This window comes from Pseudomonas fluorescens (assembly GCF_030344995.1).
GTDB lineage: Bacteria > Pseudomonadota > Gammaproteobacteria > Pseudomonadales > Pseudomonadaceae > Aquipseudomonas > Aquipseudomonas fluorescens_BF.
Genome location: NZ_CP128260.1, coordinates 2,077,960 through 2,099,663, shown reverse-complemented (window position 1 = coordinate 2,099,663; position 21,704 = coordinate 2,077,960). Strand labels below are relative to the sequence as shown.

The following is a 21,704-nucleotide window of genomic DNA, read 5'->3' as shown; positions in this document are numbered from 1 at the left end:
TCACACTGATAGTCCGGGTACCAGCCCGGATGCCCCTGCTTGTCTCATTTCTTCAAAATAAGAGCCGCAGCTTATGGCTGCTGCTCTGGTTATAGCCATGGCGCGGGTTGAAGCCCGCGCCTAAGCCCTCTACGGGTACAGCGGTTACAGCAGCTGAATCACACGCCGCTCGAAAGCAGCATGTTACGGATGTGACCGATGGCCTTAGTCGGGTTCAGGCCTTTCGGACATACGTTGACGCAGTTCATGATGCCCCGGCAGCGGAAGACGCTGAACGGGTCATCGAGGGACGCCAGACGCTCGGACGTCTTGGTATCACGGCTGTCTGCCAGGAAGCGGTACGCTTGCAGCAGGGCAGCTGGACCCAGGAACTTGTCCGGGTTCCACCAGAAGGACGGGCAAGAAGTCGAGCAGCAAGCGCACAGGATGCACTCGTACAGACCGTCGAGCTTTTCACGCTCTTCAGGGGACTGCAGACGCTCGATGGCCGGAGCCGGCGTGTCGTTCTGCAGGAATGGCTTAACCTTCTCGTATTGCTTGTAGAAGATGCTCATATCGACAACCAGGTCACGGATAACCGGCAAACCTGGCAGCGGACGAACGATCAGCTTGTTACCTTTTACGACAGCGGACAGCGGCGTGATGCACGCCAGGCCGTTCTTGCCGTTGATGTTCATGCCGTCGGAGCCGCAGACGCCTTCACGGCAGGAGCGACGATAGGAGAAACCCTCGTCCTGCTCTTTGATCAGGGCCAGCACGTCCAGCACCATCAGGTCTTTACCACCGGTATCAACCTGGAATTCCTGCATGAACGGCGCAGCGTCCTGATCAGGGTTGTAACGATAAACACTGACTTGCAACATGGCGATCACCCTTAATAAGTCCGGACTTTAGGTTCGAAAGTCGGAACAGTCTTCGGCGAGAAGTTCACGGCACGCTTGGCAACGCGTTTCTCACCCGGGAAGTACAGGGTGTGGCACAGCCAGTTTTCGTCGTCACGGTCTTCGAAGTCTTCACGGGCGTGAGCACCGCGGGACTCTTTACGTACTTCGGCAGCGATGGCGGTAGCTTCAGCCACTTCCAGCAGGTTTTGCAGTTCCAGCGCTTCGATACGTGCAGTGTTGAACGCCTGCGACTTGTCGTTGATCTTCACGTTCGCGATGCGCTTGCGCAGATCTGCCAGCTGGGCAATACCCTTCTGCATGTATTCGCCAGTACGGAATACACCGAAGTAGTTCTGCATGCAGCTTTGCAGCTCGCGACGCAGGGTAGCGACGTCTTCGCCGTCGGTACGGTTGTTCAGGGCGTTCAGACGCGCCAGGGCAGCTTCGATGTCGGCTTCGGTAGCGTCGTCGTATTCGATGCCGTCGGTCAGCGCTTTCTCCAGGTGCAGGCCGGCAGCGCGGCCGAATACCACCAGGTCGAGCAGCGAGTTGCCGCCCAGACGGTTGGCACCGTGAACCGATACGCAAGCCACTTCACCTACCGCGAACAGACCAGGGATGATCTGATCCACGCCTTCGGCGTCCTGGGTGATTGCCTGGCCATGAATGTTGGTGGCAACGCCGCCCATCATGTAGTGGCAAGTCGGAACAACCGGAACCGGAGCAACCACCGGGTCAACGTGTGCGAAAGTCTTCGACAGTTCGCAGATGCCTGGCAGACGGCTGTGCAGCACTTCCTCGCCCAGGTGGTCGAGTTTGAGCATTACGTGGTCGCCATTCGGACCGCAACCGTTGCCGGCGATGATTTCCTTAACCATCGAACGGGCAACCACGTCACGACCGGCAAGGTCTTTGGCGTTCGGAGCATAACGCTCCATGAAACGCTCGCCGTGCTTGTTGATCAGGTAACCACCTTCACCACGGCAACCTTCGGTAACCAGTACACCGGCGCCGGCGATGCCGGTCGGGTGGAACTGCCACATTTCGATGTCTTGTACCGGCACGCCAGCACGCAGAGCCATGCCGACGCCGTCACCGGTGTTGATCAGGGCGTTGGTGGTGGATGCATAGATACGACCTGCACCGCCGGTAGCCAGTACGGTGGCTTTGGCGCGGATGTAGGTGGTTTCGCCGGTTTCGATGCAGATTGCGATCACACCGACGAATTCGCCTTCCTGGTTTTTCACCAGGTCGACAGCGTAGTACTCGTTCAGGAACGTGGTACCGGCTTTCAGGTTGCCCTGATAAAGGGTGTGCAGCAGCGCGTGACCGGTACGGTCGGAAGCGGCGCAGGTACGGGCAGCCTGCCCGCCTTTACCGTAATCCTTCGACTGACCGCCGAACGGACGCTGGTAGATACGGCCTTGCTCGGTACGCGAGAACGGCAGACCCATGTGGTCCAGTTCGAAAACGGCAGCCGGGCCTTCCTGACACATGTATTCGATAGCGTCCTGGTCACCGATGTAGTCGGAACCCTTAACGGTATCGTACATGTGCCAGCGCCAGTCATCGTTCGGGTCGGCCGAAGCGATGGCGCAGGTGATGCCGCCCTGTGCGGACACAGTGTGCGAACGGGTCGGGAAAACCTTGGTGATCACGGCAGTCTTGTGACCGCCCTGTGCCAGTTGCAGCGCTGCGCGCATGCCGGCACCGCCGCCACCAATAATGATGGCGTCGAAAGAAATCGTTGGAATGTTAGCCATGAATCAGATACCCCAGAGAATCTGCACACCCCAGACGAAGTAAGCGAACATCGCGACGCCGCATACTGCCTGGAAAAGGAAACGTACTGCAGTCGCGGACTTGCCCAGCGCCATTGGCGTCAGGTAGTCGGTCGCGATGGTCCACATGCCGACCCAGGCGTGAGCGCCCAGGGCAACCAGTGCCAGCAGACTGAAGATACGCATTCCGTTGTGGGCGAACAGGCCGTGCCATTGGTCGTAGCCAATGCCCGGGTTCGCGGCGAGGTAGCCGATCAGGAAAATGAAATAAGCCGCGAGAACGACCGCAGACACACGTTGTGCCATCCAGTCATAGAGGCCCGAACGCGAAAGGTTTGTAACGCTGGTTACCATATCCAAACTCCTGCCAGAACGATCAGCACCACGGAAACGGCGATGATCAGTTTCGAGCCCAGGCGGCCGCCTTCCAGCGTCTCACCGATGCCCATGTCCATGATCAAGTGGCGCACACCGGCAACCAGGTGATACAGAAGAGCGGACAGGAGGCCCCATGCTACGAACTTGGCCAGCGGGCTGGTCAAGCATGCCTTCACCTCGACATAACCTTCCTCGGAACCCAGGGATTTGCCCAATGCATAAAGCATGATGCCAAGGCCCAGGAAGAGGATGATGCCGGAAACACGGTGAAGAAACGACGTAACGCCGGTGATGGGGAGTTTGATGGTCCTTAGGTCTAGGTTTACAGGTCGTTGGCTTTTCACGGCTTTTTTTTCACACTGAAGAGCCCCTAACAATCAGGGCAAAGTTGTTGGGGAGTGCACTGGTCAGGTAACCACCACCCAGGGATGCGACCCCCAATGAAAGCAAGCCCAAAAGCCCTTGGCGGTCGGTCGCCGAGTATAGACAGTTAGGCTACTAATGACAACGCAATCGCCTACCCCCAATAGCGGATTGCACAAGTCGTATAAAAGGCGTAAATGGCAGGCAATTTCGAGGAAAAAGTACGGTTAAAGCCTTCTGGAGCAAGACTTTAGGCAAATTGACATTCGAATTTATCTCACTATAGTGGTGCGGGCCCTGCGTGGGGGGTCTGTCTGATGATTTCAAGCATAAATAGGAGGCCACATGGCTGACAAAAAAGCGCAGTTGATCATCGAGGGCGCAGCCCCCGTCGAGCTGCCCATTTTAACCGGCACCGTTGGTCCCGATGTTATCGATGTTCGGGGCCTGACGGCCACGGGCCGCTTCACTTTCGACCCCGGTTTCATGTCGACCGCTTCCTGCGAATCGAAGATCACCTATATCGACGGCGACAACGGCATCCTGCTGCACCGCGGCTACCCGATCGAACAGCTGGCTGAAAAGTCGGACTACCTGGAAACCTGCTACCTGCTGCTGAACGGCGAACTGCCGACTGCAGAGCAAAAGGCCCAGTTCGTCGGCACCGTGAAGAACCACACCATGGTTCACGAGCAGCTGAAAACCTTCTTCAACGGCTTCCGCCGTGACGCCCACCCGATGGCCGTCATGTGTGGCGTAGTCGGCGCCCTCTCGGCCTTCTACCACGACTCCCTCGACATCAATAACCCGCAGCATCGCGAAATCTCCGCGATCCGCCTGGTTGCCAAGATGCCGACCCTGGCCGCGATGGTTTACAAGTACTCCATGGGCCAACCCATGATGTACCCGCGCAACGACCTGTCGTACGCGGAAAACTTCCTGCACATGATGTTCAACACCCCGTGCGAGATCAAACCGATCAGCCCGGTGCTCGCCAAGGCCATGGACCGGATCTTCATCCTCCACGCCGACCACGAGCAGAACGCTTCGACCTCTACCGTGCGTCTGGCGGGCTCTTCGGGTGCCAACCCGTTCGCCTGTATCGCCGCTGGCATCGCCGCACTGTGGGGCCCTGCCCACGGCGGTGCGAACGAAGCCGTGCTGACCATGCTCGATGAAATCGGCGATGTTTCGAACATCGACAAGTTCATCGCCAAGGCCAAGGACAAGAACGATCCGTTCAAGCTGATGGGCTTCGGTCACCGCGTCTACAAGAACCGCGACCCTCGCGCGACTGTAATGAAGCAGACCTGCGACGAAGTGTTGAAGGAACTGGGCATCCAGAACGATCCGCAACTCGAACTGGCCATGCGCCTGGAAGAGATCGCCCTGACCGATCCGTACTTCATCGAGCGCTCGCTGTACCCGAACGTCGACTTCTACTCGGGGATCATCCTCAAGGCGATCGGCATTCCGACCAGCATGTTCACTGTGATTTTCGCCCTGGCACGTACTGTCGGCTGGATTTCGCACTGGAAGGAAATGCTCTCCAGCCCGTACAAGATTGGCCGTCCGCGCCAGCTTTACACGGGTTATGAGTCGCGGGATATCACCAAGCTGGAAGACCGCAAATAAGAGCTGTCTTGCGATAGCGTCTTAGCGTTGTACCGGGAACGGCCTCCATGTGAATGGGGGCCGTTTTTTGTTTTTGCGGTTTTTTTGCGATCTTTGGATTGGGTGTATATCCGTTGCTTCGGGTGCTGCCGCTGGCGGTTTCGCTCTTACAGCGACTCACTTTTCCAAACGCCGAAAAGTAAGCAAAAGGCTTTGCCCCGGCGTACGGCACTTCGCCTAGGCTCAGTGTTCCCTCGCTACGGTGTCCATCAGGGGGCATCGCCTACGGTTTGCTTCGCTGCACCTCCTCTCGATGTATGCGGCTTCGCCGCACGGCGCTACGCGCCTCCCCCCCTGATGGACACCTCCGCTCGGCCTGCCGAAGGGGCAAAAAAATCAAAAGCCAGAGCCAGAGCCAGAGCAAAAGCCAGATCAAGAGCCACTCACCACTCACCACTCACCACTCACCACTCACCACGATGAGCGTAAGCTCGAGAAAAGCTTTTGATCTTTTGGCCCCTTCGGCAGGCTGAGTGGAGGGATTGATCCGGGGTGGGAGCGCAGCGACCGTTTGGCGAAGCCAAACACATCGAGAGGAGGTGCAGCGAAGCAAACCGTAGGCGATGCCCCCGGATCAATCCCGGAACGAAGGAACACCGAGCCAAAGCGAGGTGCCGAACGCCGGGGCCTAGACTTTTTGGTTACTTTTGGGGCGTTTGCCAAAAGTGACCCGCTGTAAGAGCGGAACCATTAGAAGCCGTTACCGCAGCAACGGATATACACCCAATCCCCAAGAACATCCGATAACCGCCCACAAAAAAATGCCCCAATCTCTCGACCAGGGCATTTTCCATTCAACCTAACCTACACAAAAAGCCTCAGTGCGAAACCGCCCCACTAGCCCCCAACCCAGTCTGCGAACGCACAAACTGCGGGAAGAACGCCGCACGCTCGTTCTCAGCCGCCGCCGACTTATCGGTAACGGAGAAGAACCAGATCCCGATAAACGCAATGATCATCGAGAACAACGCCGGATACTCGTAAGGGAAAATCGCCTTCTCATGATGCAGAATCTGCACCCAGATGGTCGGGCCAAGAATCATCAGACCCACCGCACTCACCAGACCCAACCAGCCGCCAATCATGGCACCACGGGTGGTCAGCTTCTTCCAGTACATCGAAAGCAGCAGCACCGGGAAGTTGCAGCTTGCCGCGATGGAGAACGCCAGTCCAACCATGAACGCAATGTTCTGGCTTTCGAACAGGATGCCCAGGCCGATGGCCAGAACGCCAAGCGCGATGGTGGTGATCTTCGAAACGCGGATCTCATCCTTCTCGTTGGCCTTGCCCTTCTTGATCACGCTGGCGTACAGGTCGTGAGACACCGCCGAAGCACCGGCCAGGGTCAGGCCGGCCACTACTGCCAGAATGGTCGCGAACGCCACCGCCGAGATGAAGCCGAGGAACACGCTGCCGCCCACGGCGTTGGCCAGGTGCACCGCCGCCATGTTGTTGCCGCCGAGCAGAGCGCCCGCTGCATCTTTAAAGGCCGGGTTGGTGCTGACCAGCAGAATTGCGCCGAAGCCGATGATGAAGGTCAGGATGTAGAAGTAGCCAATGAAACCGGTCGCGTACAGCACGCTTTTACGGGCTTCTTTCGCGTCGCTGACAGTGAAGAAGCGCATCAGGATGTGCGGCAGGCCGGCGGTACCGAACATCAGCGCCAGACCCAGGGAGAACGCCGAGATCGGATCTTTTACCAGACCGCCCGGGCTCATGATCGCTTCACCCTTGGCGTGAACCTTGATGGCTTCGGAGAACAGGGTGTTGAAGTCGAAGTTGACGTGCTTCATCACCATCAGCGCCATGAACGAGGCACCGGACAGCAACAGCACTGCCTTGATGATCTGTACCCAGGTGGTCGCCAGCATGCCGCCGAACAGCACGTACAGGCACATCAGGATACCGACCAGAATCACCGCAACGTGGTAGTCGAGACCGAACAGCAGCTGGATCAGCTTGCCGGCACCGACCATTTGCGCGATCAGGTAGAACGCCACCACCACCAGCGAACCGCAGGCAGACAGGGTGCGAATCTGGGTTTGCCCGAGGCGGTAGGACGCCACGTCGGCAAAAGTGTATTTACCCAGGTTACGCAGACGCTCGGCGATCAGGAACAGAATGATCGGCCAGCCCACCAGGAAGCCGATCGAGTAGATCAGGCCATCGTAGCCGGAGGTGAACACCAGCGCGGAAATACCCAGAAAGGACGCCGCCGACATGTAGTCACCGGCAATCGCCAGACCATTCTGGAAACCGGTGATTTTGCCGCCCGCCGCATAGTAGTCGGCCGCCGAGTTGTTGCGCTTGGACGCCCAGTAAGTGATGCACAGGGTCGCGCCAACGAACGCCACGAACATGACGATCGCGGAAACGTTGAGTGGTTGTTTGTGGACTTCGCCGGTCAGGGCGTCAGCGGCCCAGACGGCTGGAGCGAACGCTGCGATGCTCAAAAGAGCCAGTAGACGCCGGATCATTGCTGAGCCTCCTTGAGAATCGCGTTGTTCAGGTCGTCGAACTCGCCATTGGCGCGGCGCACGTAGATGCCGGTCAGGATGAAGGCCGAGACAATCAGTCCGACACCGATCGGGATGCCCCAGGTGATGGATGATTCGGCACTGATTTTCGTCCCGAGCACTTGCGGCCCGTACGCGATCAGAAGGATGAAGCCGGAGTAGAGCCCGAGCATGATCGCCGAGAGTATCCAGGCGAACCTTTCTCTTTTCTTGACCAGCTCCTTGAAGCGCGGGCTGTTCTGAATCGAGAGGTAAATGCTGTCGTTCATTGTTTTTATCCTCGCAGCACAGATTTTTATTTTTGGAACATATCCACTGTATGCGGCTGCGAGCCGGGTTCCAGACGACCTTAGTAGTAGAACGCCATGACGTTTTTGCCAATTTCCAGACGAGCTGAAACGGCCAACGCTGCCTATTAATAGAGGGCAAACAAAAAAGGCCGCCCGACTGTCATGTCGGGCGGCCCTGGGAAGCGCAGGTTAGACGCTTCGGCTTGAATTACTTGGTCCAGTCGGCAACACGCTCCGGGTGCTTGGCCACCCAATCCTTGGCCGCTGCGTCAGGTTTTGCACCGTCCTGAATTGCCAGCATGACTTCGCCGATTTCGTCTTTCGAAGCCCACTGGAAGTTCTTCAGGAACTTGGCCACTTCCGGCGCCTTGGTCGCCAGTTCCTTGCTGCCGATGCTGTTCACGGTCTCAGCCGCGCCGTACACACCTTTCGGGTCGTCGAGGAAGCGCAGTTTCCACTTGGCGAACATCCAGTGCGGCACCCAGCCGGTGACGGCGATGGATTCGTTTTTCTTCTCGGCGCGGGTCAGCTCGGCAATCATGCCGGCGCCGGAACTGGCCTTGAGTTGATAACCGGTCAGGTCGTAATCCTTGATCGCCTGATCGGTCTTGAGCATTACGCCTGAACCGGCGTCGATGCCGACGATGCGTTTCTTGAAGGAGTCGTCGGTTTTCAGGTCTTCGATGGTCTTGGCCTTGACGTACTCCGGCACGATCAGACCGATTTTCGCGTCCTTGAAGTTCGGGCCGTAATCGACGACCTGATCCTTGTTCTTGGCCCAGTATTCGCCGTGGGTCACGGGCAGCCAGGCTGAGAGCATGGCGTCGAGTTTGCCGGTGGCAACGCCCTGCCACATGATGCCGGTGGCGACGGCTTGCAGTTTCACGTCGTAGCCGAGTTTCTGTTTGATCACTTCGGCCGCCACGTGGGTGGTCGCGACGCTGTCGGACCAGCCGTCAACGTAACCGATGTTCAGGGTCTTGGTTTCAGCACTGGCGAGTGTGGAGCCCATCGCAAGCACCAGAGCGGCACCTGCGCCTAAAAGTCGTCGCATCTTCATCGTTACTTCCCCGAAATGCTGCGCCCGACGGATGCCGGGCATCGTCAACGTATTGTTATGGTGCACAGCGCCCCCATCACGCCTGACCGCAAACTCGTTAGATCATCAGCGGAGTACTGATGAGTCCGATCATCAACCTGACGCACGCAGCGACCTGCTCTGTCAGCGACCTCAAGGCAGCGAGAAACGACATCAGAAAGCCATTAACTGCCTCCGGATATTTGGCGCCAGACAATCCGCCCGAACTTTGCATGTCAAAATCGTGCGGGCCACCAACCTGCTTATAAATGCAGGTAACATGCGTCGCTTTGCAGCCACTCGGCCTGACCATGTCCGCGACCTCCCGCTTCCCCTTTCTTCCTTATCTGTTCGCCTGCCTGCTCGGGCTGTTTGCCCTGTGCGGCTTCTGGTACGGCCTCGGCAAACCGGTGATCCTGCCGGACGTCGCCACCCCGACCCACAAGCTGCAATGCGCCTCCTACACCCCGTTCGACAAGGACCAGTCGCCGTTCGACGTGCCGTTCAAACTGCGCCCGGAGCGCATGGACGCCGACCTCGCCCTGCTCGCCACCCGCTTCGAATGCATCCGCACCTACTCGATGACCGGCCTCGAAGCGCTGCCGGAGCTGGCGCGCAAGCACGGCTTGAAGTTGATGATCGGCGCGTGGGTCAACAGCAACCCGGTGGACACCGAAAAAGAAGTCGATCTGCTGATCGCCTCGGCCAACGCCAACCCGGATGTGGTCAGCGCCGTGATCGTCGGCAACGAAGCCTTGCTTCGCAAGGAAGTGACCGGCGCGCAACTGGCGAAGCTGATCAACAAGGTCAAGAGCCACATCAAGCAGCCAGTCACCTATGCGGATGTCTGGGAGTTCTGGCTCAAGCACCCGGAAGTCGCGCCGGCGGTGGATTTCCTGACCATTCACTTGCTGCCGTACTGGGAAGACGATCCGTCGAACATCGACGCCGCGCTGCATCATGTAGCGCAAGTGCGTCAGGTGTTCGGCAACAAGTTCGCGCCCAAGGACGTGATGATCGGCGAAACCGGCTGGCCGAGCGAAGGCCGCCAGCGTGAGACCGCCCTGCCGAGCCGGGTCAACGAAGCCAAGTTCATTCGTGGTTTTGTCACCCTCGCCGAACAGGAAGGCTGGCGCTACAACTTGATCGAAGCGTTCGACCAGCCGTGGAAGCGCGGCAGCGAAGGTGCGGTCGGCGGTTACTGGGGGCTGTTCGATGCGGATCGCCAGGACAAGGGCGTGTTGGCCGGTCCGGTGTCGAACGTGCCGTACTGGTCGCAGTGGCTGGCGGTCGGTGGGCTGATTTTCCTCGGAACACTGCTGCTGGGCGGCCGGGCTCGCACGACGCGTTCGGCACTGATCCTGCCGCTGCTCGGCGCCCTCGCCGCCTGCTCGATCGGCGCTTGGGGTGATCTGGCGCGGGTGACCACGCGGTTTGCCAGCGAATGGCTGTGGGTTGGATTGCTGACGGCTCTGAATCTGTTGGTGCTGGCCCATGCCGCGCTGACCTTGAGCGCCCGCAATGGCTGGCGTGAACGGGCGTTCAACGCTTTCGAGCGACGGGCCGGCTGGCTGGTCGCTGCAGCCGGTTTCGCCGCTGCGGTGATGATGCTGGAACTGGTGTTCGATCCGCGCTACCGCAGCTTTCCGAGCGTGGCGCTCATTCTGCCGGCGCTGGTTTACCTGTGCCGTCCAGTGCCCGTGGCCCGTCGGGAGATCGCCCTGCTGACCTTCATCATCGGCGCCGGCATTGCGCCGCAGTTGTTCCGAGAAGAATTGCAGAATCAGCAGGCGTGGGGCTGGGCGCTGGTCAGCGTGTTGATGGTGGCTGCACTATGGCGCTGCCTGCGGGTTCGCAAGAACTGATATTCAGGACTGCACGCAAATCCTGTCTCCAGCCTGGAGAACAGGATTTGCGCTCCCCCCTAATGTACCAACTTGTCCAGCTAACCTGAAAGCCCGCGACTAATGCATGTTTTGCGTTGTTCGACGCGGTACAGCAACGCTTTTGAACGTTTTCCTGGGTTGATAATTCTTCCAGGCCGGCAATGCAAAGAACTCTGCCTGCGGCACCTCCCTGTCAGCCACAAAAAACTTCACATTGTTTTTGACTTCAGGCGTGTCTTTTCGCCGATACACATATCTTATTTCAGAGGCCGTCACACTGGTTCCTGCTCCTGCCGTTTTTGCAACAATGTCATCCAGCGTCTCCATCAAGTTATCGATCGCAAAGAGGACTTTTTTATTTCGCCCGAAAATCTGGTACTCCAAACCTGCTTTACTTGAGCGACGCCACATCGGAACGTTTATTTCAAAGAAGTTGCCAGTGCCTTTTTCATCCCTTTGAAAATACCGATTGGTCATTGCAAACTCTTTGTAACCAATACCACGATCCACATCGACCAGCTCGGACTTGATCTGCTCGTTAGTTCTGTAGATACCCGCCGTAACCGTCGGGCCAAACGCAGCATCGGTCAGGTCATTCTGCTTCAGGACATTGCGTTTTTTCTCCCAGAGCACCCTCGGTAGCCCGCCTCTCCACAAAGGCACTCTTGAAAACTCCTTGAACCCGACCTTTTCCAAGGCTTTCAGCGCAGCATCACGAGGCTCTCGCAGCCCGAACAGAATATCGCCCGCTGAAAAGCTGGCGACCAGGCTCTCATAATTGCCCTGGCTACTTACATTGATATCAGTACCGGCAAACCCTGCGTCATCAAAAAAGGTAACCGGGTTATTACCAACCATGCGGTACAAATTCAAACCATCCACCACACCGCCAGGATCCGGGCTGAGCCACTGGTGCCACCAAGGCACGTAATATCTCACTCCGTAGTAATACAGTCCGGTCAAGTCCCGCTCCTTGCCCGAAAAGCGCCGGGTCTTGTCACTGGCTTTAATCCGGTCGCTGCCCGCCCACCAGACTGTTCGGCCAAATACAGAAAAAGCCTCTTCACTGATAAGCGCGCCGGTCTCATCAAGTTCCAGGCAGCAAGAGCCAATCTGATCAGTCACTGCAAATCGGATAGTGACAGTGGCTTTACCTGACCGCGGATCTGTTCGGTTGAGCACACGGACATCGCACAGTTCTGCCTGCACGTTGATGACTTGCAGCGAGCTTGAACTACCGGTTCGCACTTCCAGCGCTCCCAGATAACGAACCTCCTGGGGACTTGCCAAACGACCGCGCAAAGTCGTGCGAATTTTCCGCAGTCTCTGCCCGCCATGATCGTAAACGTATGCCTCATCATCGTTTGGCAAATCAGGGCGCACTACCGTCCCTACTCTGCACAATCGATTGCGCTCATCCCATTCCAGTTTCTGCCCCGGTAGCAGACTAAGCTTGTTGCCAGCCAGATCGTGCCCCTGTGCAATTTCAGCTTCCGTTGGTAAATCTCCATTTTCTTTTTGCACCAGTGCACGATTACTGTATTTCGAGACAACCATCTGCTGAGTGCGACTTCCAATCGCTGCGCTGATAACTTGCTTGATCAGATTTCCGCTGCAATCGTAATCGAACGACTCGGTGTAATTTTCCAGCTGCCCCGAATCCGCCGGGGATTGAAACTCAGGCAGGCTGGGGCCTGCGCTCCCTCCGATCACCTGCCATCCAGTAGCACCGATGAGTTGGTAACTCGTGTCGTACCGGAACGTCCTGACAGGATCAATCTTCTGATTACGGAAGTAGCGAACGCGCAACACGCGGTTCTCGACAGCGACTACGTTGCCAACCGGGTCGTATCGATATACAAGATGCTGCAGAGGCGAATGGCCCGGGATCTGTGATTTCAGCTCATACAGTCTTCCGTCGACCGGAGAATAAGAGGCGGAGCAGACCAGCCCATTGGCCAGAGTCTGCTGCTCGACTTTATTGAGAGCGTTGTACCGAATCTCGGTGATGACATCAGTTAACGCCCCGTCCTTTCCTACTTTCACTTTTATTCCGGCAACCTGCCCATCCACTTGATAATTGAAGATCCGGGCATTGCTTTTGGCGTCAATTTCGCTAAGCAGCTGAGACGTCGCGCTGTAACAAGAACGGCTCGTTGCTCCAGTGCCTGACTCATGGAGTAAATCGCGATCAACCTCTGAAGAAGGCCAATCCGGTAGTCCCACGATCTCTAGAAAGTGTTGAGTGTTTTCGAGTAACTCACCTTTGAGTGAATACGAGCGATGGAATTTTGTTCCGGCATTATCATCTTGCCGGATGAGTTGCCCGCATTGATTGCGCTCGGCAAACGGCACTCCGCTGCCACCATACGAAAAATACGTACAGGTCCGTTCAGCCTGGCCGGGAACACGCACGGTTTCCTTTACAGGACGAATAAGCTCATCGTAAGCCGTATGAAAATGCGTTGACCTGCTGTCCCAGCTGTCGACGGGCTGGCCAGCAGGCCCTGACAAATGCACGCGACAGCCGATGTCGACGTTATCGGTCAGCAGTTCTTCCCCCGCGAGGTTGAATACCGTTCGCAGGCTTGCGGGGATATCGGGCTCCATATCTAGAAGCAGGAACAGACGAGGGTCATAGCGCTTGGTTGCACGCCTGGAAGCATCGTAGGCCTGATGGGTGACCCGTCGTTCAATGGGGTTCCCGACAGCAGCCCTGTAATAGGCGACATCACGCACCACCAAACCTCGTGGATCCGTCACGGTCATCACAGGCGTATGTGAATGCATCGCGGAATCTCCCGACAGGATCAACCCTCTACAACGGCTTGAATATGTTCGGCGCCGTAGACATCGTCAACTGTCAGAAATAACAGGTCCGCATACCGGCTTAGCGCATCATCGACGTTCTTACCAATCGCAACCCGGCAATCACCACCGCAAACACCGCCAGCGTCGTGTTGTACAACGCCAGCGCCGGCAATCCGAACACCAGCGCCAGCACCGCCAGCCACCACCCTGCCCGTCCCGGCACGACAAAACCGATCACCGCAGCCGCGACCGCCGCCCAGCCCAGCATCTGGAAATGAATCATCAGGCCCAGGTTCGAGCGCACCGAGCATTCCCAGCGGCTCGCTTCATCCACGCAGATGCCCACCCACTGCGCGTCCTCCATGAAGCCATAACGTGCGCCATAACTGGCGGCCAGCCACAACGGCAACAGAACGAGCAGCAGAATCACAGGCAAGCGGCGGGACATGGAACACTCCAATCGATGAAATCGGCGGCCAGCTTAATCTGCCGCCGCGCATACGCAAGGACTAACAACTCTTAACTGGTCATTCATTCCGCGCAAAGTGTATCGTCCGGCTACTATTACTCCGAATTCCGTCAGATTGGTGCCGTGGCATGGCACTTTGGCGCAAACCCGGTGGTCATAGCCTGCGAACCTCATTCGGCACCTTCCTCTAAGGGATCTAGTCATGCTCCGTTCCTTGCGCTTCGCCGCCCTGTTTGGCGGCCTTATTCTGAGTGCGTCCGCGCTGGCGGTGGATATCGACGCCGCCAGCTATGGCTATCCCCTGACCAATCCGTTCGAGGCGACCATCGCCACCACGCCGCCGGACTTGCGCCCTGAACTGCCACTGGACGACGACATCGATCAGACCGATCGCAGCGTCACCCTGCGCCCCGAGCGCGAATTCATCCTGCCGGACAATTTCTGGCCGGTGAAAAAACTCACCTACCGCATCGCCACCCAGGACAAGGCCGCGCCGCTGATCTTCCTGATCGCCGGCACCGGCGCGCGCTATGACAGCACGCTCAACGAATACCTGAAGAAGCTTTATTACAAGGCCGGCTACCACGTCGTGCAGCTATCGTCGCCGACCAGCTTCGACTTCATGAGCGCCGCCTCGCGTTTCGCCACTCCCGGCGTGACCAAGGAAGACGCCGAAGACATGTACCGGGTGATGCAGGCCGTGCGCGCACAGAACCCGAAACTGCCGGTCACCGACTATTACCTCAGCGGCTACAGCCTCGGCGCATTGGACGCGGCATTCGTTGCGCATCTTGATGAAACCCGTCGCAGCTTCAACTTCAAGAAAGTCCTGCTGCTCAATCCACCGGTCAACCTCTATACCTCGATCACCAACCTCGACAAGCTGGTGCAGACCGAGGTCAAGGGCATCAACAACAGCACCACGTTCTATGAGCTGGTGCTGAACAAACTGACCCGCTACTTCCAGCAAAAAGGCTACATCGACCTCAACGATGCGTTGCTCTATGACTTCCAGCAGTCCAAGCAGCACCTGAGCAACGAGCAGATGGCGATGCTGATCGGCACTTCGTTCCGCTTCTCGGCAGCGGATATCGCGTTCACTTCGGACCTGATCAACCGTCGCGGCCTGATCACCCCGCCGAAATTCCCGATCACCGAAGGCACCAGCCTCACGCCGTTCCTCAAGCGTGCACTGCAATGCGACTTCGACTGCTATCTCACCGAACAGGTGATCCCGATGTGGCGCGCCCGCACCGACGGCGGCAGCCTGCTGCAACTGATCGATCAGGTCAGCCTGTACGCATTGAAGGATTACCTGCACGACAGCCCGAAAATCGCCGTCATGCACAACGCCGACGACGTGATCCTCGGCCCGGGCGACCTGGGTTTCCTGCGTCGGACCTTCGGCGATCGCCTGACCGTTTATCCACTGGGCGGCCATTGCGGCAACCTTAACTATCGCGTCAACAGCGACGCCATGCTGGAGTTCTTCCGTGGCTAAATATCTCCTGCTGATTGCAGCGCTCCTCAGTGCAGGTATGGCCCAGGCCGACAACAGCAAGGCCAATGCACCGGTGGTCATCGACAGCGACGGCTTCAAGGAGCCGCTGTCCAAACTCAAATTCAACCCGGGGCTGGATCAGCGTGAGTTCGAGCGCTCGACCCTCAGCGCGCTGAACGTCTATGACCCGCTGGAAGAGTGGAACCGCCGCGTCTACCACTTCAACTACCGCTTCGACCAATGGGTGTTCCTGCCGGTGGTCGATGGCTATCGCTACATCACCCCAAGCTTCGTGCGCACCGGTGTGAGCAATTTCTTCAACAACCTTGGCGACGTGCCGAATCTGCTCAACAGCCTGTTGCAGTTCAAGGGCAAACGCTCGATGGAAACCACCGCGCGCCTGCTGCTCAACACCACCATCGGCATCGCCGGGCTCTGGGATCCGGCCACCGCCATGGGCCTGCCGCGCCAGAACGAAGACTTCGGCCAGACCCTGGGCTTCTACGGCGTACCGGGCGGCGCCTATTTCGTGCTGCCGATTCTCGGCCCATCGAACCTGCGCGACACCGCCGGCCTTGCGGTGGACTTCTCCGCCGAGTCCGCGATCAACTTCCTCAATGTCTCGGAAGTCAGCTCCAACCACCCTGAAGTCTGGGTACTGCGTGGCGTCGACAAGCGCTACCAGACCAGCTTCCGCTACGGTCAGCTGAACTCACCGTTCGAGTACGAGAAGGTGCGCTACGTCTACACCGAGTCGCGCAAGTTGCAGATCGCCGAGTAAAAACGCCGGCCACAAAAAAGGCCATTCGATGCGAGTCGAATGGCCTTTTTGTTTAAGTCGGGATTTAGCCCTTCAGCGCTTTCCAGACTTTGCCAATCACGGACACACCGGCCAGCACCACCGCACCCGCGATGATCCCCGCCACGCCGTTCAACAGCATCGGCACCACAAACCCGGCGCCACCGGCCGCTGCGCCGACGCTTTCGATCCACTGATGCACCACCGGTACGCCGTGGGTCAGGATGCCGCCGCCGACCAGGAACATCGCAGCGGTGCCGATCACCGACAGGCCTTTCATCATGTACGGCGCCGCACGCAGGATGCTGTTGCCGATACTTTTGGCCATCGGCCCAGGCTTCTGGGTCAGCCACAGACCGAGGTCATCGAGTTTTACGATACCGGCCACCAGACCGTAAACACCCACGGTCATGACGATGGCGATGCCCGACATCACGATCACTTGTTGGGTCAGCGATGCATCGGCCACGGTGCCGAGGGTGATGGCGATGATTTCCGCAGATAGGATGAAGTCGGTGCGGATCGCACCTTTGATCTTGTCTTTCTCGTACGCCACCAGATCGGTTGCCGGATCAGCCACGGCCTCCACCAACTGCGCATGCTCGGCTTCATCTTCGGCCTTGCTGTGCAGGAACTTGTGCGCGAGTTTTTCGAAACCTTCGAAACACAGGTAGGCGCCACCGACCATCAACAGCGGCGTCACCAACCAAGGCACGAACGCACTGATCGCCAGTGCCGACGGCACCAGGATCAGTTTGTTGACGAAAGAACCCTTGGCTACTGCCCAAACGACGGGAATTTCCCGCTCCGCGCGTACGCCGGAGACCTGCTGGGCATTGAGCGCCAAGTCGTCGCCGAGCACGCCGGCGGTCTTCTTGGCAGCCATTTTGGTCATCAACGCAACGTCGTCCAGAACGGTAGCGATGTCGTCGATCAGCACCAGCAAACTGCTTCCTGCCATGAATCTTGTTTCCTTATGTGAATAATGCCGCGCAGCATACCGCGACTGCAGGCCACACGGGGCATTGTTGAGCGCTGCGCGAGGCCGGTGCTACCATGCGCAACCGCCAGAACAGGCAAGGAACCACCGGGTTTATGAGCACAATCCGCGAGCGCAACAAAGAACTGATCCTGCGTGCAGCCAGTGAAGAGTTTGCCGACAAGGGCTTCGCTGCCACCAAAACCAGCGACATCGCCGCCAAGGCAGGACTGCCCAAGCCCAACGTCTATTACTACTTCAAGTCCAAGGAAAACCTCTACCGCGAGGTGCTGGAAAGTATCATCGTGCCGATCCTGCAGGCCTCGACCCCGTTCAACCCGGACGGCGTACCGAGCGAAGTGCTGAGCGGCTACATCCGCTCGAAGATCCGCATCTCCCGCGACCTGCCCTTCGCCTCCAAGGTGTTCGCCAGCGAGATCATGCACGGCGCCCCGCACCTGAGCGCCGACCTGGTCGAGCAGCTCAACGGTCAGGCCAAGCACAACATCGACTGCATCCAGACCTGGATCGACCGCGGCCAGATCGCCCCGATCGACCCCAACCACCTGATGTTCAGCATCTGGGCCGCGACCCAGACCTACGCCGACTTCGACTGGCAGATCTCCGCCGTCACCGGCAAGGACAAGCTCGACGAAGCCGATTATGAAGCGGCAGCGCAAACCATCATCCGGTTGGTGCTCAAGGGCTGCGAGCCGGACTGAAGTCCGCACCTCCAGACACAAACAAGCCCGCCCTCACATCATCCTGTGAGGGCGGGCTTGTGCGTTTCAGCGACTATCCGGTTTTATCCACTCAGGCAGCCACCCCCGCATCCGCCCGCAGGTCCAGGGCCTCTACGGCCTTGATTGCCACCTGCTCATCGATGTCCGACAGATCGCCGCTGATGCCGATCGCACCCAGCACGTTGCCCGCCTGATCACGAATCAGCACACCACCCGGTGCCGGCACGACGCTGCCCTGCCCCATGCTGTTGAGCGCGGCGATGAACGCCGGGCGTTGTTGCGCGTCCAGCGCCAGCAGGCGTGAGCCCTTGCCCAGGGCGATGGCGCCCCAGGCTTTGCCGATGGCGATGTTCGGGCGCAGCAGGCTGGCGCCGTCTTCGCGTTGCAAGGTGACCAGATGGCCGCCGGTATCCAGTACCGCGATGGTCAGCGGTGCAGCGGAGATGGCCCGCCCTGCATTGATGGCTTCGTTGACCAGCTTGACTGCGACTTTCAAGGTTAAAGCGCTCATGGTGCCGTCCTCATTTTGTTATTGGGAAAGTCGTTGGGCTGCGCGTTTGTGCCGCAGCCCGATGCAACAAATAGAACACAATGAATTATTTTTTTGTATACAATAATTCTCGAAAAGCGCCTCATGCGACGAAAAGCCACAGCAGAACAGGCTTCCGACGAATGAAACAGGCGCTTGAGAAAATGGATTGACCTGCGCCGTCCGCCGTGAATACACTCTGCGCAAAGCCACTTGTATACAATTACAAAACGTAAAGAGGCACAAAACCATGAGCAAAATGAGAGCAATCGAAGCCGCCGTTCTGGTGATGCGCCGTGAAGGGGTTGATACCGCTTTTGGCATTCCGGGCGCTGCAATCAACCCGCTGTACTCCGCCCTGCAGAAAGTCGGTGGCATCGATCACGTCCTCGCTCGCCACGTTGAAGGCGCCTCGCACATGGCCGAGGGCTACACCCGCACCAAGGCCGGCAACATCGGCGTGTGCATCGGTACTTCCGGCCCGGCCGGTACCGACATGGTCACCGGTCTGTACAGCGCCTCCGCGGACTCGATCCCGATCCTCTGCATCACCGGGCAAGCACCCCGCGCCCGTATGCACAAGGAAGACTTCCAGGCCGTCGACATCACCAGCATCGTCAAGCCAGTCACCAAGTGGGCGACCACGGTTCTGGAGCCGGGCCAGGTGCCTTATGCGTTCCAGAAAGCCTTCTACGAAATGCGCTCCGGCCGCCCGGGCCCGGTGCTGATCGACCTGCCGTTCGACGTGCAGATGGCTGAAATCGAATTCGACATCGACGCTTACCAGCCACTGCCGCTAGCCAAGCCGAGCGCCACCCGCGTCCAGGTCGAAAAAGCCCTGGCGATGCTCGACCAGGCCGAGCGTCCATTGCTGGTGGCCGGCGGTGGCATCATCAACGCCGACGCCAGCGAGCTGCTGGTCGAGTTCGCCGAGCTGACCGGCATTCCAGTGATCCCGACCCTGATGGGCTGGGGCACCATCCCGGACGATCACCCGCTGATGGTCGGCATGGTCGGTCTGCAGACTTCGCACCGTTACGGCAACGCCACCCTGCTCAAATCCGACGTGGTACTGGGCGTCGGCAACCGCTGGGCCAACCGTCACACCGGCTCGGTCGACGTCTACACCGAAGGCCGCAAGTTCATTCACGTCGACATCGAACCGACCCAGATCGGCCGCGTGTTCACCCCGGACCTGGGCATCGTTTCCGACGCTGCCGCCGCGCTGACCGTGTTCATCGAAGTCGCCCGTGAATGGCAAGCCGCCGGCAAACTGAAAAACCGCAGTGCGTGGCTGCAGGACTGCCAGCAGCGCAAGTCCAGCCTGCAACGCAAGACCCACTTCGACAACGTGCCGGTCAAGCCGCAGCGCGTTTACGAAGAAATGAACCAGGTGTTCGGCAAGGACACCTGCTACGTCAGCACCATTGGTCTGTCGCAGATTGCCGGCGCGCAGTTCCTGCACGTCTACAAGCCGCGTCACTGGATCAACTGTGGCCAGGCCGGCCCGCTGGGCTGGACCATCCCGGCAGCGCTGGGCGTGGTGAAGGCCGATCCGAACCGTAAAGTCGTGGCCCTGTCGGGGGACTATGACTTCCAGTTCATGATCGAAGAACTGGCGGTCGGCGCTCAGTTCAAACTGCCGTACATCCACGTCGTGGTGAACAACTCGTACCTGGGGCTGATCCGTCAGGCCCAGCGCGGGTTCGATATGGACTACTGCGTGCAACTGTCCTTCGATAACCTGAACGCGCCGGAACTCAACGGTTATGGTGTCGACCACGTCGCAGTTGCCGAAGGCCTAGGCTGTAAAGCGCTACGTGTGTTCGAACCGGCTGACATCGCCCCTGCCCTGCGCAAGGCCGAAGAGCTGATCGAAGAGTTCAAGGTGCCGGTGATCGTCGAGATCATTCTGGAGCGTGTGACCAACATCTCCATGGGGACCGAGATCAACGCCGTCAACGAATTCGAAGACCTGGCGCTGGTCGGCAACGATGCGCCTACGGCGATTTCGCTGCTCGACTGAACGTAACCTACTCCCTCTCCCTCTGGGAGAGGGCTGGGGTGAGGGAGCGACTTTGTGTTGTTCGGGAAATTGGGGGCCAACCCTGATTACCCCCTCACCCTAACCCACTCCCCCAGGAGAGGGGACTGATCGCGTTCAGTCTGACCAACCGTGTCAAAACTGTTTTAGGAGACCACCATGCCGCGTTTCGCAGCCAACCTGTCCATGCTGTTCACCGAACAGGATTTCCTTGCCCGTTTCGACGCCGCCGCCAAGGCTGGCTTCAGCGGTGTCGAGTACCTGTTCCCGTACGATTTCAGCTCTGCCGAAATCAAGGCCAAACTCGACGCCAACGGTCTGACCCAAGTGCTGTTCAACCTGCCGGCCGGTGACTGGGCCAAGGGCGAGCGCGGTATCGCGTGCCTGCCGGACCGGGTCGAAGAGTTCCGTGCCGGGGTCGATCTGGCCATCGCTTACGCACAGGTTCTGGGCAACACCCAGGTCAACTGCCTGGCCGGTATCCGTCCGCAGGGCGTGGACGATGCCACCGTTGAAAAGACCTTTGTCGCCAACCTCAAGTACGCCGCCGACAAGCTGCAAGCCGTCGGCATCAAACTGGTGATGGAAGCGATCAACACCCGCGACATCCCGGGCTTCTACCTGAACAACACGGCGCAGGCCCTGTCGATTCGCGAGCAGGTCGGCAGCGCCAATCTGTTCCTGCAATACGACATCTATCACATGCAAATCATGGAAGGCGATCTGGCCCGCACCCTGCAATCGCACCTGGGCGAGATCAACCATGTGCAACTGGCCGACAACCCGGGCCGCAACGAGCCGGGCACTGGCGAGATCAACTACCGCTTCCTGTTCGAACACCTCGATCGCATCGGTTATCAGGGCTGGGTCGGCTGCGAATACAAACCGCTGACCACCACTGAAGCGGGCCTCGGCTGGCTGAAGACCCACAACGCGATCTGACCACCTATTTGCTTGAGCAAGACAAAAACAAGAGGAA

The 21,704-nt window shown here is 58.6% G+C and carries 18 protein-coding genes; 7 read left to right on the top strand and 11 right to left on the bottom strand.

Annotated elements, in window-relative coordinates:
- Positions 1-158: 158 nt before the first annotated feature.
- The 4 genes from QR290_RS09560 to sdhC are packed head-to-tail and all read right to left on the bottom strand — an operon-like array spanning position 159 to position 3,387.
- A complete protein-coding gene (locus QR290_RS09560) occupies positions 159-863 on the bottom strand; it encodes a succinate dehydrogenase iron-sulfur subunit (RefSeq protein WP_007959035.1) in 705 nt (234 codons plus the stop codon).
- An 11-nt stretch (positions 864-874) separates the two neighbouring features.
- Positions 875-2,647 carry a succinate dehydrogenase flavoprotein subunit gene (sdhA, locus tag QR290_RS09555; protein ID WP_011333114.1) on the bottom strand — a complete coding sequence of 591 codons (1,773 nt, stop codon included), beginning with the start codon at positions 2,645-2,647 and terminating at the stop codon, positions 875-877.
- Positions 2,648-2,650: 3 nt separating this feature from the next.
- Positions 2,651-3,019 (bottom strand): succinate dehydrogenase, hydrophobic membrane anchor protein, encoded by a 369-nt coding sequence (gene sdhD / locus QR290_RS09550; protein ID WP_007977503.1) that lies wholly within the window; start codon positions 3,017-3,019, stop codon positions 2,651-2,653.
- On the bottom strand, positions 3,013-3,387 hold the full coding sequence (sdhC, locus tag QR290_RS09545) for a succinate dehydrogenase, cytochrome b556 subunit (RefSeq protein ID WP_011333113.1): 375 nt from the start codon (positions 3,385-3,387) through the stop codon (positions 3,013-3,015). Before sdhC ends, sdhD begins: the two co-directional genes overlap by 7 nt.
- 364 nt (positions 3,388-3,751) lie before the next feature.
- Between sdhC and gltA the strand changes: the two genes are divergently transcribed.
- Positions 3,752-5,041 (top strand): citrate synthase, encoded by a 1,290-nt coding sequence (gltA, locus tag QR290_RS09540; protein ID WP_007959044.1) that lies wholly within the window; start codon positions 3,752-3,754, stop codon positions 5,039-5,041.
- An 857-nt stretch (positions 5,042-5,898) separates the two neighbouring features.
- On the opposite strand, the gene QR290_RS09535 is transcribed toward gltA, so the two are convergent.
- The 3 genes from QR290_RS09535 to QR290_RS09525 form a co-directional block, all read right to left on the bottom strand.
- The gene (locus QR290_RS09535) at positions 5,899-7,557 is read right to left on the bottom strand and encodes a cation acetate symporter (protein ID WP_007959309.1); all 1,659 of its coding nucleotides are present in this window, start codon (positions 7,555-7,557) and stop codon (positions 5,899-5,901) included.
- Positions 7,554-7,865 (bottom strand): DUF485 domain-containing protein, encoded by a 312-nt coding sequence (locus QR290_RS09530; RefSeq protein WP_085682951.1) that lies wholly within the window; start codon positions 7,863-7,865, stop codon positions 7,554-7,556. The genes QR290_RS09535 and QR290_RS09530 overlap by 4 nt, the downstream gene beginning before the upstream one ends.
- Positions 7,866-8,094: 229 nt before the next feature.
- Complete coding sequence (locus QR290_RS09525; RefSeq protein WP_115077037.1) at positions 8,095-8,946, bottom strand: glycine betaine ABC transporter substrate-binding protein; 852 nt, start codon at positions 8,944-8,946, stop codon at positions 8,095-8,097.
- Positions 8,947-9,233: 287 nt separating this feature from the next.
- Here QR290_RS09525 and QR290_RS09520 point away from each other — a divergent pair, with 287 nt between their 5' ends.
- Positions 9,234-10,829: a beta (1-6) glucans synthase gene (locus QR290_RS09520; protein ID WP_289204780.1), complete on the top strand. Its 1,596-nt coding sequence runs from the start codon at positions 9,234-9,236 to the stop codon at positions 10,827-10,829.
- 99 nt (positions 10,830-10,928) lie between these two features.
- Here the strand turns inward: QR290_RS09520 and QR290_RS09515 are convergent, their stop codons facing one another.
- On the bottom strand, positions 10,929-13,640 hold the full coding sequence (locus QR290_RS09515) for an RHS repeat-associated core domain-containing protein (RefSeq protein ID WP_289204779.1): 2,712 nt from the start codon (positions 13,638-13,640) through the stop codon (positions 10,929-10,931).
- Positions 13,641-13,740: 100 nt separating this feature from the next.
- A complete protein-coding gene (locus QR290_RS09510; protein WP_289204778.1) occupies positions 13,741-14,109 on the bottom strand; it encodes a hypothetical protein in 369 nt (122 codons plus the stop codon).
- A 223-nt stretch (positions 14,110-14,332) separates the two neighbouring features.
- Here QR290_RS09510 and QR290_RS09505 point away from each other — a divergent pair, with 223 nt between their 5' ends.
- Together QR290_RS09505 and QR290_RS09500 are read left to right on the top strand one after the other, a co-directional pair.
- The gene (locus QR290_RS09505; RefSeq protein ID WP_115077035.1) at positions 14,333-15,631 is read left to right on the top strand and encodes a serine/threonine protein kinase; all 1,299 of its coding nucleotides are present in this window, start codon (positions 14,333-14,335) and stop codon (positions 15,629-15,631) included.
- Entirely contained in the window at positions 15,624-16,412 is a 789-nt protein-coding gene (locus QR290_RS09500) for an MlaA family lipoprotein (protein WP_115077034.1), read from the top strand. Before QR290_RS09505 ends, QR290_RS09500 begins: the two co-directional genes overlap by 8 nt.
- 64 nt (positions 16,413-16,476) lie before the next feature.
- On the opposite strand, the gene QR290_RS09495 is transcribed toward QR290_RS09500, so the two are convergent.
- The gene (locus QR290_RS09495) at positions 16,477-17,391 is read right to left on the bottom strand and encodes a DUF808 domain-containing protein (RefSeq protein ID WP_289204777.1); all 915 of its coding nucleotides are present in this window, start codon (positions 17,389-17,391) and stop codon (positions 16,477-16,479) included.
- Between the two features lie 134 nt (positions 17,392-17,525).
- On the opposite strand from QR290_RS09495, the gene QR290_RS09490 reads away from it, so the two are divergent.
- On the top strand, positions 17,526-18,131 hold the full coding sequence (locus QR290_RS09490; protein WP_007959290.1) for a TetR/AcrR family transcriptional regulator: 606 nt from the start codon (positions 17,526-17,528) through the stop codon (positions 18,129-18,131).
- A gap of 91 nt (positions 18,132-18,222) precedes the next feature.
- On the opposite strand, the gene QR290_RS09485 is transcribed toward QR290_RS09490, so the two are convergent.
- Entirely contained in the window at positions 18,223-18,663 is a 441-nt protein-coding gene (locus QR290_RS09485; RefSeq protein WP_011333104.1) for a GlcG/HbpS family heme-binding protein, read from the bottom strand.
- Positions 18,664-18,931: 268 nt separating this feature from the next.
- Here QR290_RS09485 and gcl point away from each other — a divergent pair, with 268 nt between their 5' ends.
- Positions 18,932-20,707, top strand: coding sequence for a glyoxylate carboligase (gcl, locus tag QR290_RS09480; protein ID WP_115077032.1), 1,776 nt, complete (start codon positions 18,932-18,934; stop codon positions 20,705-20,707).
- A 177-nt stretch (positions 20,708-20,884) separates the two neighbouring features.
- Entirely contained in the window at positions 20,885-21,667 is a 783-nt protein-coding gene (gene hyi, locus QR290_RS09475; RefSeq protein WP_085733713.1) for a hydroxypyruvate isomerase, read from the top strand.
- The last annotated feature ends 37 nt before the right edge of the window (positions 21,668-21,704 follow it).

Excerpts from the sequence above, each read along its gene's own strand:
- QR290_RS09560 (WP_007959035.1), bottom strand. The coding sequence starts at position 863 with ATGTTGCAAGTCAGTGTTTATCGTTACAACCCTGATCAGGACGCTGCG.
- sdhA (WP_011333114.1), bottom strand. The coding sequence starts at position 2,647 with ATGGCTAACATTCCAACGATTTCTTTCGACGCCATCATTATTGGTGGC.
- sdhD (WP_007977503.1), bottom strand. The coding sequence starts at position 3,019 with ATGGTAACCAGCGTTACAAACCTTTCGCGTTCGGGCCTCTATGACTGG.
- gltA (WP_007959044.1), top strand. The coding sequence starts at position 3,752 with ATGGCTGACAAAAAAGCGCAGTTGATCATCGAGGGCGCAGCCCCCGTC.
- QR290_RS09535 (WP_007959309.1), bottom strand. The coding sequence starts at position 7,557 with ATGATCCGGCGTCTACTGGCTCTTTTGAGCATCGCAGCGTTCGCTCCA.
- QR290_RS09530 (WP_085682951.1), bottom strand. The coding sequence starts at position 7,865 with ATGAACGACAGCATTTACCTCTCGATTCAGAACAGCCCGCGCTTCAAG.
- QR290_RS09525 (WP_115077037.1), bottom strand. The coding sequence starts at position 8,946 with ATGAAGATGCGACGACTTTTAGGCGCAGGTGCCGCTCTGGTGCTTGCG.
- QR290_RS09520 (WP_289204780.1), top strand. The coding sequence starts at position 9,234 with ATGCAGGTAACATGCGTCGCTTTGCAGCCACTCGGCCTGACCATGTCC.
- QR290_RS09515 (WP_289204779.1), bottom strand. The coding sequence starts at position 13,640 with ATGCATTCACATACGCCTGTGATGACCGTGACGGATCCACGAGGTTTG.
- QR290_RS09510 (WP_289204778.1), bottom strand. The coding sequence starts at position 14,109 with ATGTCCCGCCGCTTGCCTGTGATTCTGCTGCTCGTTCTGTTGCCGTTG.
- QR290_RS09505 (WP_115077035.1), top strand. The coding sequence starts at position 14,333 with ATGCTCCGTTCCTTGCGCTTCGCCGCCCTGTTTGGCGGCCTTATTCTG.
- QR290_RS09495 (WP_289204777.1), bottom strand. The coding sequence starts at position 17,391 with ATGGCAGGAAGCAGTTTGCTGGTGCTGATCGACGACATCGCTACCGTT.
- QR290_RS09490 (WP_007959290.1), top strand. The coding sequence starts at position 17,526 with ATGAGCACAATCCGCGAGCGCAACAAAGAACTGATCCTGCGTGCAGCC.
- QR290_RS09485 (WP_011333104.1), bottom strand. The coding sequence starts at position 18,663 with ATGAGCGCTTTAACCTTGAAAGTCGCAGTCAAGCTGGTCAACGAAGCC.
- gcl (WP_115077032.1), top strand. The coding sequence starts at position 18,932 with ATGAGCAAAATGAGAGCAATCGAAGCCGCCGTTCTGGTGATGCGCCGT.
- hyi (WP_085733713.1), top strand. The coding sequence starts at position 20,885 with ATGCCGCGTTTCGCAGCCAACCTGTCCATGCTGTTCACCGAACAGGAT.